This is a genomic window from Pseudomonas sp. R4-84 (genome assembly GCF_054130985.1).
Map to the genome: position 1 here is coordinate 3,137,417 of NZ_CP096390.1, position 11,993 is coordinate 3,149,409.

An 11,993-nucleotide genomic window follows, 5' to 3' on the forward strand; every position below is an offset into this window, starting at 1 on the left:
TGACGCCCTCCGTGACGTCAACAATCCGTCACAAAAAACCTTCCTATAAAAACTTTTATATGAAGCGCCATTTTTCCGACAGATGGCACTGATGTCCCATTGCTGAAGATTTGTGAGCGGGCTCATCATCCGCCGCATGATCGCTGTGCGTTCAGGCGCTAAAACCGCGCTGACACAGGACGTAACCAACCGCATCGCTCGCTGGAGCAACATTAGGATGATGACTGTCTATTTTCTTGTCATGAGGATCTGTAGTGGCATGGAAGGCTGTGTGGAAGAGCGAAACCCCGGGCCGACCTATGCATCCAGACAGATGTGTATTGAAAGCGCGCAAGTCATGGCACCGCGCAAAGGCGTGAAATACAAATGCCGCAGCGAGCGGTTATGGGTCTCCGACGAAGTGCAGAGCCCGGGCGGTTACGACGCGGTCGTTTCAACCAAGGTCAAGGAACAGCCCTTACCTTGAGTGGGCGCAAACCGCTCCGTTATCCTTCCAGTGTCAATGACATATCCGGGTAACGGGCGCACAGGAAGTCCACAAACGCGCGAACCTTCGGCGCCGCCAGGCGCCTGGAGGTGTGCAGGACCCACAACTGTCGCTCGGCGCTTGCGACCATCCCCCACTGGACCAACTCGCCGCGGGCCAATTGATTCCAGGCAATCGATTTCGGAAGCAGCGCGGCGCCCCCACCCGCGACCGCGGCGTCGCGAATCATCAGGTAGGAAGAGAACCACAGCTTGGGGATGGGCTCCAGGATCAAGCGCCCATCATCGAGATTCCAGTGGGTCGGCTGGAAATTGGAAGGCACGATACTGGGAACAGGCCTGACCGCTCCGGGTTCAGGCTTGGCCACGCCAGGCGCGGCCACGACCACCAACCGGTCCTTGGCGAAGCAACGTCCGACGAGATTGCTGTCCGGGCTTGGGTTGACTCGGATGGCGACGTCGAATTGTTCCTCGACGAGATCCACCAGGCGGTCCTCCGCCCGCACATCGATCGTCACCTGCGGATAGGCCGCGCAGAAATCCGCGCCAATGCGCCCCATCGTCAATTGGGAAAACAGGACCGGCGCCGCCACCCGCAAGCGTCCGTTAGGCGTCGACACGCCTTCCTGGGTCGCCGTCATGGCTTCGATCACCTCCCCCAGCGGCCCTTCGGTCCGGGCAATCAGCATTTCGCCGGCTTCGGTAAGCTTGAGGCCACGGGCGCTACGCTCGATCAGCCTGACGCCCAGCTGTTCCTCCAATTCGGCGATGCGCCGCGACAAGGTGGCTTTCGACCGGCCGCTGGCGCGGCTTGCCTTGCCCAATCCTTCGTTGGTGGCGACCAGCGCGAAATCAATGAGCGCATTCAGGTTCATGTTGTTCCATTTTTGAAACGAGGTGTTTGCATTCTGGCGCCTTCGTTTTATACCTGCAACGCCCTATCGTCTGGTCACTGCAATGCCATTCCTTGATATCAGCGACAGGAGATTCACATGAGCATCTTGATCACCGGCGCCACGGGCACCATCGGTTCTCTCATCGCCACACGACTTGCCGAGAAAGGCGCCGAAGCGAAGGCCCTGGTGCGTCAGCCCGGCAAGCGCGACTTCCCGGTTGGCGTGACGGAAGTCGTTGGCGACCTGACCGACGTAGCCTCGATGCGCGCCGCGCTCGCGTCGGTACGCACGTTGTTTCTACTCAACGCCGTCACGCCGGACGAAGTGACACAGGCCTTGATCACACTCAACCTGGCGCGTGAAGCCGGTATCGAGCGCATCGTCTACCTGTCGGTGATACATGCCGACAGGTTCACCAATGTCCCGCATTTCACCGGCAAGCATACGGTGGAGCGCATGCTCGAAAGCCTCGACATGCCGGCGACCATCCTGCGTCCGGCGTATTTCATGCAGAACGAGCTCATGGTCCGGCAGACCATCCAGGACTATGGCGTATACCCGATGCCGATCGGCTCGGCCGGGGTCTCGATGATCGATGCGCGAGACATCGCCGACATCGCCGTCGCCGAATTGCTGCGACGCGACCGGGCACCCGCTGCCCTGGAACGGCTCACGCTGGAACTGGTCGGCCCCCGGGCCCTGACTGGCGCGGCCGTGGCGCAAACCTGGGGTTCGGCGTTGGGCCGGGAGGTGGTTTATGGCGGTGACGACGTGGCCGGCTTCGAAACCCAGATGGCGTCGTTCGGCCCCGCCTGGCTGGCCTACGACATGCGCCTGATGATGGCCGGTATCCAGGCGTTCGGCATGCAAGCCGAGGCAGGAACGGTGGAGCGACTCCAAGCCATTCTGGGCCGTCCGTTGCGCAGCTATGAAGACTTTGTTCGCGAGGCCGTCGGCGGCGCTTGAACGACCGCTGCCGGTGGGAGGCGATGACCTTTCACCGGCCTGCGACAAATAGCTTTCAATTTCATATGCAGCCGATACTGTAGCGGCACCCTCACTTTTCCAAGCTATCGCCCATGAACCCCAAGCTTGCCGAATCTGCCCTTGAACATGATCCTGCGAGACCTGAACCGATCAGCTTGCGCGTCGCCTTCTGGTTCTGGCTGAAGCTGGGCTTCATCAGCTTCGGCGGCCCAGCGGGACAGATTTCGATCATGCATCAGGAGTTGGTCGAGCGACGGCGCTGGATCTCCGAGCGACGCTTTCTTCATGCCCTCAACTATTGCATGTTGCTTCCCGGGCCGGAGGCCCAGCAGTTAGCGACCTATATCGGCTGGCTATTGCATCGGTCCTGGGGCGGCGTGATCGCCGGCGCCCTGTTTGTATTGCCCTCTCTTTTCATCCTGATCGCCTTGTCCTGGGTGTACATCGCCTTTGGTGAAGTTCCGGTAGTGGCCGGCCTGTTCTACGGGATCAAGCCAGCAGTGACCGCGATCGTCGTGCAGGCGGCGCATCGAATCGGCTCCAGGGCGTTGAAGAATAATTGGCTGTGGGCCATCGCCGCCGCCTCGTTCACGGCGATCTTCGCTTTCAATGTTCCGTTCCCGCTGATTGTGCTGGGTGCGGCGCTGATCGGTTACATCGGTGGCCGCCTGGCACCAGGAAAATTCCAGGTTGGTGGGCACAGCGCCGCCAACAAGTCATTCGGCCCGGCCCTGATCGATGACGAGACACCCACGCCAGAGCATGCCCGGTTCAGTTGGCCAAGGCTGGCATTGCTGGGATTGATTGGCGCCGTGCTGTGGGCCTTGCCAATGGCCGCCCTGACCGCGCTGTTTGGTTGGGAAGGCACGCTGACCCAGATGAGTTGGTTCTTTACCAAGGCCGCGCTGCTGACCTTCGGTGGTGCGTATGCGGTGCTTCCCTATGTTTACCAAGGCGCGGTCAGCCATTACGGCTGGTTGACTCCGACCCAAATGATCGACGGCCTTGCGCTCGGCGAAACCACCCCCGGGCCGCTGATCATGGTCGTGGCTTTCGTAGGTTTCATCGGGGCGTATGTCTCGCAAGTGTTTGGCGCCGATCAAGTGTTCCTGGCCGGTGCCGTTGCGGCAGCGTTGGTGACGTGGTTCACCTTCCTGCCCTCCTTCCTGTTCATTCTAGCGGGCGGGCCGTTGGTGGAATCGACTCACAACGCGCTCAAGTTCACCGCGCCGCTGACCGCCATCACCGCGGCGGTGGTCGGGGTCATCCTCAACCTGGCGTGTTTCTTTGGTTACCACGTGCTCTGGCCAACCGGGTTCAGCGGCAGCCTCGACTGGCCTTCGGCGTTGATAGCGATCGGGGCGGCGATTGCGTTGTTTCGCTTCAAGCGTGGCGTGATCCAGGTATTGCTCGGCTGTGGGCTTGTTGGCTTGGCCGTCCACTTATTTCGCTAGATTGATGCTGGCCCGACCCGCCATGAAAATCACACGGTTTGCTGCGCTTCGCCGTTGCTTCGTCAGATTCTGTAATAAATCGTCTCGTGGGAAGCGCTGGAAACCGTTGTAGGATTTCTTCCCCATTTAACCTCAGGTCTGTATGAAAACCCTTCAGGAACCTCCCAGTCGCCGTTCAACGAACAACCGCCTCTCCCCCGTCGCCGCGCCCTGGGCAGGCTCGTCGCAGCCTCTTGCCCTCGCACTGACCGGTCGAGGGAGCAAATAAACCATGGAATGGATCGTTGATCCCACGGCCTGGCTGGGCCTACTGACGTTGATCGTGCTGGAGCTGGTGCTCGGCATCGATAACCTTGTCTTCATTGCCATCCTGGCCGATAAACTTCCCCCCGAACAACGCGACCGTGCCCGTGTCATCGGCTTGTCCCTGGCATTGCTGATGCGCCTGGGCCTGCTGGCGAGCATTTCGTGGATGGTGACCCTGACCAACCCGCTGTTCGAAATCTTCGGCAAGACGTTCTCGGGCCGAGACTTGATCATGCTGTTCGGCGGTGTGTTCCTGTTGTTCAAGGCAACCATGGAACTGCATGAGCGTCTCGAAGGCCACGTGGCGCAACGCTCCGGCAATGCTGCCTATGCGTTGTTCTGGCCCATCGTCGCGCAGATCGTGGTGCTGGACGCGGTTTTTTCCCTGGATGCGGTGATTACCGCCGTGGGCATGGTGGAGCACCTGTCGGTCATGATGATCGCGGTGATTTTCTCCATCGGCTTGATGATGATCGCGAGCAAGCCGCTGACCCACTTCGTCAACAGTCATCCGACCGTCATCATGCTCTGCCTGGGCTTCCTGATGATGATCGGCTTCAGCCTCACCGCCGAAGGATTGGGTTTCCACATTCCGAAGGGCTATCTGTACGCCGCGATTGGCTTCTCGATCCTGATCGAATTGTTCAACCAGTTGGCACGCTCGCGGCGCAAGAAAAGCCTACAGGGTCTGCGGCCGATGCGCGAGCGTACCGCCCACGCGGTGATGCGCTTGCTGGGCGGCCAGAAGCTCGGCCCCGACGAGGTCGGCGAGGAAATAGCCGACATGTTGGCCGGCGAAGAACCCGAACAGGTTTTCCATCGACGGGAACGGGTGATGATCAGTGGCGTGCTGCAATTGGCGGAGCGCCCGATACGCAGCGTGATGACTCATCGCGCGCAGATCGATCACCTTGACCTGGCGAACACTGCGCAAGAAATCCGTACGACACTGATGCATTCGTCGTATTCACGCTTGCCGTTGATCCGCGAAGGTCGCGTGGACGAACCCCTGGGCTTCGTCCACAAGAAAGAGCTGCTTAAGGAAATGCTGGCGGGCAACCCGCCGAATCTGGAAGCCATGGCGCGCAAGGCCATCAACCTGCTGGACAGTTTCACGATCCTCAACGCACTGGAACAAATGCGTAAGGAGTCAACCCACATCGCCTTCGTGGTGAACGAGTTCGGCGATTTCGTCGGCCTGTTGACCATGACTGACATTCTCGAGTCCATCGCCGGGGAACTGCCCGATGCCAGTGAAATCGAGGGTCCGAACATCGTCGCCCAGGAGGGAGGTTTTTTGGTCAGCGGCGCCCTGAATCTCAGCCAGGTCCGCGAACATATCGGCTTCCAGGCGAAAGCGACGGAGGACTACCAAACGCTCGCCGGCTTGGTGATGAGCTTGCTGGACCGTCTGCCCATCATCGGCGATAGCCTGCGTTGGGAGCAATGGAGCATGACGGTCGTCGAGGTGGAAGAGCGGCGGGTGACCCGGGTGTTGTTACGCGTCGAGGACCAGGGCTGACCTGATTGTCCGGGGCCGGCGGCCGCGAAGCGCATACCATGGCCGTTCGGTAGCCAGGGTATGTGCTGCCGCGCTGTCGCTCACCCGCTGATGTAACGCTCGAAACGCGCCACCAGGAACGCCCTCAACACCTGGACCGCCGGCGTCAGCGAGGTCCGGTGGGCGCACACCAGTTGCAGCGGCGCGGGCTGGCCATAGTCCGGCGGGAAGATTTCCACCAGGCGCCCGCTGCGGATATCGTCCATCACATCGAGCTTGGATTTGTAGACGACGCCAAGTCCCGACACCCCCCAACGCCTGACGATGTCAGCGTCATCGCTGATGCGGTTGCCCAGCACCTGGACGGTTTCCACCCCCTGCGGCGTCTGGAAACTCCAGCGTTCGAAGGTCTGCTCGCCCATCACATAACGAAGGCAATTATGCCTGCTCAGCTCGCCGGGCGTTTCTGGGCGGCCATGGCGTGCAATGTAGTCGGGCGAGGCACACACCGTCCGTCTGTTGGACGGCGCGAGCGCCAGGGACACGAGACTTGAATCAGCCAACTGGCCATAACGAATGCTCGCGTCCAGGTGTTCGGTAAACAGATCAGCCACCTGGTCGCTGACGCGCAACTGCAACAGGACCTTGGGATGCAACTGCTGGAACTCATCCAGCCATGGCAGAAGCAGGTTGCGGCCGATGTCCGAGGGCATGGACAAGCGCAGCGTCCCGGAAATTTCATCGCGCCCCTGGGCCAGGGCAAGCTCCCCATTTTCCAAGGCCTCCAGCGCCTGCCGCGCGTGGCTCAGGTACCGCTCGCCGTCATCCGACAAACGCAGCCGCCTGGTGGACCGTACGAACAACCTCACCCCCAGGCTGGCCTCGAGTCGTTGCACCGCGACGCTGGCCAATGCCGGAGAGATGTCCAGCAACCGTGCTGCCGCTGAAAAGCTTCCGGCATCCGTCGTGGTCACGAATACCTGGAGATCATCGACTCGAATGATTCTTTTCACGCTGTCATGTCTCTCGGTTTATCCAGCAATTTTTTTCCGAACCATCGTCATGAGGTTTGCGCCGACGTCCTCGATGCTTTTGTTCTGCGCAACGACCTGGGCCCCTTCCATCAGGTACGTGAGCTCCATTGCCACTTCGTCCGGCTCGGGCAGGCCAGCCTCTTCACAGAGCGCGACCAATCGCAAGAACTGACGCTTTTTATGTTCCTCGATCAGAACGCGGGCGGGATTGGCCGGCTCGGGTATTTCCGCCAGCGAATTGGTGAATGGACAGCCCCTGTATGACGACGCCGAAAGGTCGTGGGCGATGAACTCGGCAAACCCGAGAATCTGCGCCTTGGGATCGTCGATGTGTTGCGCCGACAGCGCCTCGAAGACCTCGGCATATTTCTCGACGAGCAAACGTAGCCATTCAAGCACCAGCGCGTCTTTCGAATCGAAATGCCGGTACACCGTCATCTTGGTCGACTTGGCCTTCGCCGCGATGGCATCCACCGTCACCCGACTGATGCCCTCGCTGAAAAACAGCGCCTCGGCAGCATCGAGAATCCTTTCTTTGGGGGCTAACTGGGGAATACGTTCGGGCCGCATGATGCTCTCCGCTTGACATCGATACTCGACGGTATCTTACTATACCAATCAGTATCACTCGATACCGACGAGTAAATCATAACGCTTTTGCCAGGCAATTGGCTCGGAGAAATGTGATGAAAAGCGCTGAATACGCCGAATACGATGCACTGGGCCTGGCTGAGCTGATCGCCAACGGTCACGTCACCCAGGATGAAGTCCGGGCCGCGGCCTTGTCCGCTATCGAACAGCTCAACCCGAAAATCAATGGGCTGGTAGAGGTTTGGGAAACTGAACCCGAGGCTCCGTCCGGGCCGTTCCAGGGCGTGCCGTTCCTGGTCAAGGACCTCGGGCTGACCGCCAAAGGGCGTCTGAATGAGCTGGGCAGTCGCTTGGCCGCCGGATGCATCGCCGACGAAGACTCCACCCTGATGACGCGCTTGCGCCAAGCGGGACTGGTGACCCTCGGCAGGACCAACACGCCGGAACTGGCGGCCAGCACCACCACCGAAGCCGTATTTTCAGGGCCGACACGCAACCCGTGGGATCTGAGTCGCAGCGCAGGCGGGTCAAGCGGTGGTTCGGCCGCCGCTGTAGCCGCCGGCCTCGTACCGGCGGCGCACGCCACCGATGGCGGCGGCTCTATCCGCGTACCCGCCGCCGCCACCGGACTGTTCGGGCTCAAGCCCAGCCGGGGCAGGATTGCGATGGGCCCGGCGGTGGACGAAGTATGGGCCGGGCTTGCGGTGCACGGTGTCGTCAGTCGAACCGTGCGTGACAGCGCTGCTTTACTGGATGCCATCGAGGGCGCCGCCCTGGGTGATCCCTTTGAGATCCCCAGACCGCAGCAGCCCTATCTATCCGAATTGAATCGCGCCCCCGGGTCACTGCGCATCGGCCTGCTCCCGCATCCGCTGAACGGCACTCGCTGCGCCGAGCCGGTCGCGACAGCCACTCGCCAGGTTGCCGCCCAGCTCGAAGGCCTGGGGCACCGTGTGGAAGAGATCCGCCTGGACATCGGCCTGAGCTGGGACGCCTTCGTTGAAATGAATGCCCGCTTCTGGTCAGCCAACACCGCAGCCTGGATCAATGCCATCGCAGCGGCAACCGGCCGGCCCGTCGATGACAGCACACTGGAGCCCGCCACGCTTTCGCTGCATCGAATGGGCAGTGAACTCACTGCCATCGATCTGCTTGGGGCCATGCATTCAAGGAACCTCGTCACTCGCAGCATGGGCAGCTTTTTCTGCAACTTCGACATCTTGATGAGCCCGACACTGCCAGCGCTGCCTCCTGCCATTGGCCACTATAACGAAGGCCAGGAGTTCCTGGATGGCAGGGGCTGGATGGATCGGGTCTTCAGCCATTCGCCGTTCACCGCATTGGCAAACGTGACGGGGTCCCCTGCCATGTCCATGCCACTGGCGTTCGATCCGCATACCGGCCTGCCAATCGGCATGCAGTTCTCGGCGGGTTTTGGTCGGGAAGACAGGTTGCTGCGTCTGGCGGGACAGCTGGAGGGTGTGTTGCCTTGGGCTGGACGCAAACCCGAGGTTTGGGCTGGGAAGCTTTGACGCGGGGGGCTTACACCGCGACGGCTTCAACTTGAAAACATAAAGTCCACACAGCGAAAACCACTCATTCGAGTGGTTTTTTTTGGCTGCACGCGACCCGGTTTATTTCCGCCCTTCGAAATTGACCATCCAGGCCACTCCGAAACGGTCTTCGAACATCGCAAAACGTTCCGCCCAGAATGTCTGCGCCAATGGCATTTGTACCTGGCCGCCCTCGCTCAAGCCTTTGAAGAGTCGCTCAGCCTCCTGCGCGCTGTCGACGTTGAGGGAAACCGACACGCCCTGCGGCTTGCTGAACGGCTGGCAAGGCGGGCAGTCGGAAGCCATCAGGCTGAAATCGCCGACCGTCAGGCAGGCGTGCATGATCAGGTTTGGGTCCTTGGGCATGCCCACGTCCTCTGGCGCGTCGGCGAAGGACATGGAAAACAGTTCGCCGCCAAGCACCTCCTTGTACAACGCAAAGGCTTCCTTGCAGCGGCCGTCGAAGGTCAGGTACGGAATGATTTTCATGGTGCTTTTCTCCTTTCACCGTTTCATTGTTGACCAGACATCTGAGCCCGCAAGCGATCTTCCTGCTCGCGCAACTCGGGGGTAAAGGACTCGCCAAACTCCTCGGCTTCGAAGATCTGGCGAATCTCGATTTCACTGTCGCTGACCATCGGGTTCGGGCAACGCTTGACCCAGTCGATGGCCTCCTGCAATGAATTGACCTGGAAGATCCAGAAACCGGCGATCAGCTCCCTGGTTTCAGCGAAGGGGCCCTTGACGACGCTCCGGTCCTTACCGGAAAAGCGCACGCGCACGCCCTGGGCACTGGGATGCAGGCCTTCACCGGCGAGCATCACCCCGGCCTTGACCAACTCTTCGTTGTAAGCGCCCATGGCGGCCAGAAGTTGCGCGCTGGGCATTTCCCCGGCTTCCGATTCCGGGCTGGCCTTGACGATAACCATAAATCGCATGCTCGAATCTCCTTAGAGTAGAGGACTGTTGAGCCGTCCGTGAGAGGGCTTCATGACTAATCGAATGGGGGCAGGCGAAATCGACAAGGTTGCTCGATTATTTTTCAGATGGCTTATGCAGACCGCTGGAGCATCTTCGCCAAGCGCGACGCTTGAACCTGGCAAGGCCCCGAGCCTGGGCCCGGAATTGCCATATGTGCGGCGTATCGCAGCAGATCGTTACTTCTTGATCGCTATCAGCAGGTCGAAAAGCAACTGCGCGACGGGCGACAATGTTCGCCCGCGACGTGATATCAGCCCCAAGGTCCGGCTGATCGCCGGATCCATCAGCGGGCGCGTGACCAAGGTCGCATGCCCTTGCGCCGGCATGGCCAGCTTGGGCACCACGCCGACGCCGAGCCCTGCTTCCACCAGGCTGACGAGCGCCGGCACGTGCTTGACTTCACAGAACGACCGGGGCCGGACATCGCGATTGGCCAGGGCCTGGTCGATCAGAAAGCGGTTGCCGCTGCCTTGCGCCAGGCTGATGTAGTCCACCTCGGTCAGGTCGTCCCACGTCAGCGATTCACGTTCGGTCAATGGATGGCCGACTCGTAACGCGACCACGAACGACTCCTCCAGCAGCGGCTGGAACACTACGTCCGAATCTTGGGTGCCTATGTAGGTCAACCCAAAATCCGCCTCTCCCCTGGCCACGACGGTCAGGATCGCAGACGACGACTCATCGATGACCCGCACCCGGATGCCGGGGTATTTGGCGTGGTATTGGCGGATGACGTCCGGCAAAAAATACGCCACCGCAGAGGGTACGCAGGCGATGGTGACCTCTCCGGAAAGCCTGTAGGCCAGGTCATGAAAACCTATCAGGGCATTCTCCAGTTCGTTCAATACGTTGCGCGCTCGTGGCAGGAATCCACGGCCGATTGTGGAGAGCTCCACCCGACGAGTGGTGCGCTCGAACAACTGCACCCCCAACGCCGACTCAAGCTTATCGACGCGGCGCGACAGCGCGGATTGCGACAGGTGCAGCGCTTGCGCAGCTGCGCTGAAACTTCCCAGGTCCGCTACGGCGAGAAAACCGCGCAAATCGGCGAGGTCGAAATTCATGCATTTTCCTCATAGATCAAACTTTTATTTGCATTTCTCTTTTTAATCAGCGCCCTTCAACCTGTCAACTCTGTCGAACCAATAGGGCATTTTCCATGCAACACAAAACCGAACCCACTCTCGCGGTTGAAGATCTACGCCAACTTGGATGCCAGGCATTTCAAGGGTTGGGCCTTACGCAAGAGGCTGCCGAGCACGTTTGCGAGGTGCTGGTGCTGGCCGACTTGTTCGGCTTGACGACCCACGGTCTGAGCCGCGTCGAGTCTTATGGGGAGCGCCTCCAGTCCGGTGGTATCAGCGCCTCAGCCGAGCCAGCCGTGGAAACGCTTGCCCCTGCCATTGCTCGGGTCGAGGGGCACAACGCCGTTGGCCCTCTGGTCGGCATGACGGCGCTCGAAGTCGGAATGAAGATCGCCAGGCAGTTCGGAATAGGTCTGGTCCTCGCCCGAGGCAGCAATCATTTCGGGCCCATCTCGCCTTACTCGTACATCGCCGCCGAGCAGGGTTTCGCCAGCATCATCGGCAGTAACGCGACGACCACCATTGCCCCCTCGGGTGGCAGTGATGCGCGCCTGGGCAATAGCCCTCTGGGCTTCGGCGTACCGAACCCCAATGGCAATCACTTCATGCTGGACATGGCCATGAGCGTGGTGGCGCGCGCCAAGATCCGCAACGCACTCGCGCGCCAGGAGACCATCCCGGATAACTGGGCAACGGATGCCAACGGTAGGCCCACCACCGATCCTCGCGCGGCGTTGGACGGCTTCCTGCTACCCATCGGCGGCCACAAGGGTTATGGGCTCGCGCTGGTGGTCGACCTGCTGGCCGGGTTGCTCTCGAACGCGGCCTACCTGACCCATGTGAAATCCTGGGTCGATGCGCCGGATGAGCCTCAGAACCTCGGGCACTTCTTCATTCTGATCGACACCGCACGCCTTGGCTCCACGGCATGGCTGAAGGAACGGATGATCGATTTTGCCGACATTCTGCACCAAAGCCCGGCGGTCGATCCCGCCTCGCCCGTCATCGTACCGGGGGAGATCGAACTGAAGAAGATGCGGCGCCATTTGCAGGAAGGTGTCCCGGTAGAGGCCACCACCAGACAGCTCCTGGATCAATACGCAAACCGGGTGGCCTGAC

At 60.6% G+C, this 11,993-nt stretch carries 12 protein-coding genes; 6 read left to right on the forward strand and 6 right to left on the reverse strand.

Annotated elements, in window-relative coordinates; translation table 11 throughout:
- The first annotated feature begins 112 nt into the window (after positions 1 to 112).
- A complete protein-coding gene (locus tag M1D68_RS14060; RefSeq protein ID WP_420763678.1) occupies positions 113 to 466 on the forward strand; it encodes a hypothetical protein in 354 nt (117 codons plus the stop codon).
- A 19-nt stretch (positions 467 to 485) separates the two neighbouring features.
- On the opposite strand, the gene M1D68_RS14065 is transcribed toward M1D68_RS14060, so the two are convergent.
- Positions 486 to 1,361: a LysR family transcriptional regulator gene (locus tag M1D68_RS14065; protein WP_434606115.1), complete on the reverse strand. Its 876-nt coding sequence runs from the start codon at positions 1,359 to 1,361 to the stop codon at positions 486 to 488.
- A gap of 117 nt (positions 1,362 to 1,478) precedes the next feature.
- On the opposite strand from M1D68_RS14065, the gene M1D68_RS14070 reads away from it, so the two are divergent.
- The 3 genes from M1D68_RS14070 to M1D68_RS14080 all read left to right on the forward strand — a co-directional run bounded on the left by M1D68_RS14070 (position 1,479) and on the right by M1D68_RS14080 (position 5,651).
- A complete protein-coding gene (locus M1D68_RS14070; protein ID WP_457967202.1) occupies positions 1,479 to 2,348 on the forward strand; it encodes an NmrA/HSCARG family protein in 870 nt (289 codons plus the stop codon).
- A gap of 113 nt (positions 2,349 to 2,461) precedes the next feature.
- Positions 2,462 to 3,823, forward strand: coding sequence for a chromate efflux transporter (gene chrA, locus M1D68_RS14075; RefSeq protein ID WP_434559241.1), 1,362 nt, complete (start codon positions 2,462 to 2,464; stop codon positions 3,821 to 3,823).
- Between the two features lie 271 nt (positions 3,824 to 4,094).
- Positions 4,095 to 5,651 carry a TerC family protein gene (locus tag M1D68_RS14080; protein ID WP_434559243.1) on the forward strand — a complete coding sequence of 519 codons (1,557 nt, stop codon included), beginning with the start codon at positions 4,095 to 4,097 and terminating at the stop codon, positions 5,649 to 5,651.
- An 80-nt stretch (positions 5,652 to 5,731) separates the two neighbouring features.
- Here the strand turns inward: M1D68_RS14080 and M1D68_RS14085 are convergent, their stop codons facing one another.
- Positions 5,732 to 6,634 carry a LysR family transcriptional regulator gene (locus M1D68_RS14085; protein WP_434702033.1) on the reverse strand — a complete coding sequence of 301 codons (903 nt, stop codon included), beginning with the start codon at positions 6,632 to 6,634 and terminating at the stop codon, positions 5,732 to 5,734.
- 27 nt (positions 6,635 to 6,661) lie between these two features.
- Positions 6,662 to 7,234, reverse strand: a complete 573-nt coding sequence (locus M1D68_RS14090; protein WP_434559245.1) for a TetR/AcrR family transcriptional regulator — start codon at positions 7,232 to 7,234, stop codon at positions 6,662 to 6,664.
- A gap of 116 nt (positions 7,235 to 7,350) precedes the next feature.
- On the opposite strand from M1D68_RS14090, the gene M1D68_RS14095 reads away from it, so the two are divergent.
- On the forward strand, positions 7,351 to 8,787 hold the full coding sequence (locus M1D68_RS14095; protein WP_457967205.1) for an amidase: 1,437 nt from the start codon (positions 7,351 to 7,353) through the stop codon (positions 8,785 to 8,787).
- A gap of 102 nt (positions 8,788 to 8,889) precedes the next feature.
- Here M1D68_RS14095 and M1D68_RS14100 read toward each other — a convergent pair whose 3' ends face one another.
- From M1D68_RS14100 to M1D68_RS14110, 3 genes are all read right to left on the reverse strand, one after another.
- Entirely contained in the window at positions 8,890 to 9,297 is a 408-nt protein-coding gene (locus M1D68_RS14100) for a VOC family protein (RefSeq protein WP_420763671.1), read from the reverse strand.
- Between the two features lie 23 nt (positions 9,298 to 9,320).
- Positions 9,321 to 9,746 (reverse strand): YciI family protein, encoded by a 426-nt coding sequence (locus M1D68_RS14105; RefSeq protein ID WP_457967207.1) that lies wholly within the window; start codon positions 9,744 to 9,746, stop codon positions 9,321 to 9,323.
- A gap of 219 nt (positions 9,747 to 9,965) precedes the next feature.
- Positions 9,966 to 10,853 (reverse strand): LysR family transcriptional regulator, encoded by an 888-nt coding sequence (locus M1D68_RS14110; protein ID WP_457967209.1) that lies wholly within the window; start codon positions 10,851 to 10,853, stop codon positions 9,966 to 9,968.
- A gap of 95 nt (positions 10,854 to 10,948) precedes the next feature.
- Between M1D68_RS14110 and M1D68_RS14115 the strand changes: the two genes are divergently transcribed.
- Positions 10,949 to 11,992, forward strand: a complete 1,044-nt coding sequence (locus tag M1D68_RS14115; protein ID WP_457967211.1) for an Ldh family oxidoreductase — start codon at positions 10,949 to 10,951, stop codon at positions 11,990 to 11,992.
- The last annotated feature ends 1 nt before the right edge of the window (position 11,993 follow it).

What these genes read in the sequence shown, in the direction of transcription:
- M1D68_RS14090 (WP_434559245.1), bottom strand. Translation starts at nt 7,234, where the DNA reads ATGCGGCCCGAACGTATTCCCCAGTTAGCCCCCAAAGAAAGGATTCTC.
- M1D68_RS14095 (WP_457967205.1), top strand. Translation starts at nt 7,351, where the DNA reads ATGAAAAGCGCTGAATACGCCGAATACGATGCACTGGGCCTGGCTGAG.
- M1D68_RS14080 (WP_434559243.1), top strand. Translation starts at nt 4,095, where the DNA reads ATGGAATGGATCGTTGATCCCACGGCCTGGCTGGGCCTACTGACGTTG.
- M1D68_RS14110 (WP_457967209.1), bottom strand. Translation starts at nt 10,853, where the DNA reads ATGAATTTCGACCTCGCCGATTTGCGCGGTTTTCTCGCCGTAGCGGAC.
- M1D68_RS14070 (WP_457967202.1), top strand. Translation starts at nt 1,479, where the DNA reads ATGAGCATCTTGATCACCGGCGCCACGGGCACCATCGGTTCTCTCATC.
- M1D68_RS14115 (WP_457967211.1), top strand. Translation starts at nt 10,949, where the DNA reads ATGCAACACAAAACCGAACCCACTCTCGCGGTTGAAGATCTACGCCAA.
- M1D68_RS14105 (WP_457967207.1), bottom strand. Translation starts at nt 9,746, where the DNA reads ATGCGATTTATGGTTATCGTCAAGGCCAGCCCGGAATCGGAAGCCGGG.
- M1D68_RS14065 (WP_434606115.1), bottom strand. Translation starts at nt 1,361, where the DNA reads ATGAACCTGAATGCGCTCATTGATTTCGCGCTGGTCGCCACCAACGAA.
- chrA (WP_434559241.1), top strand. Translation starts at nt 2,462, where the DNA reads ATGAACCCCAAGCTTGCCGAATCTGCCCTTGAACATGATCCTGCGAGA.
- M1D68_RS14100 (WP_420763671.1), bottom strand. Translation starts at nt 9,297, where the DNA reads ATGAAAATCATTCCGTACCTGACCTTCGACGGCCGCTGCAAGGAAGCC.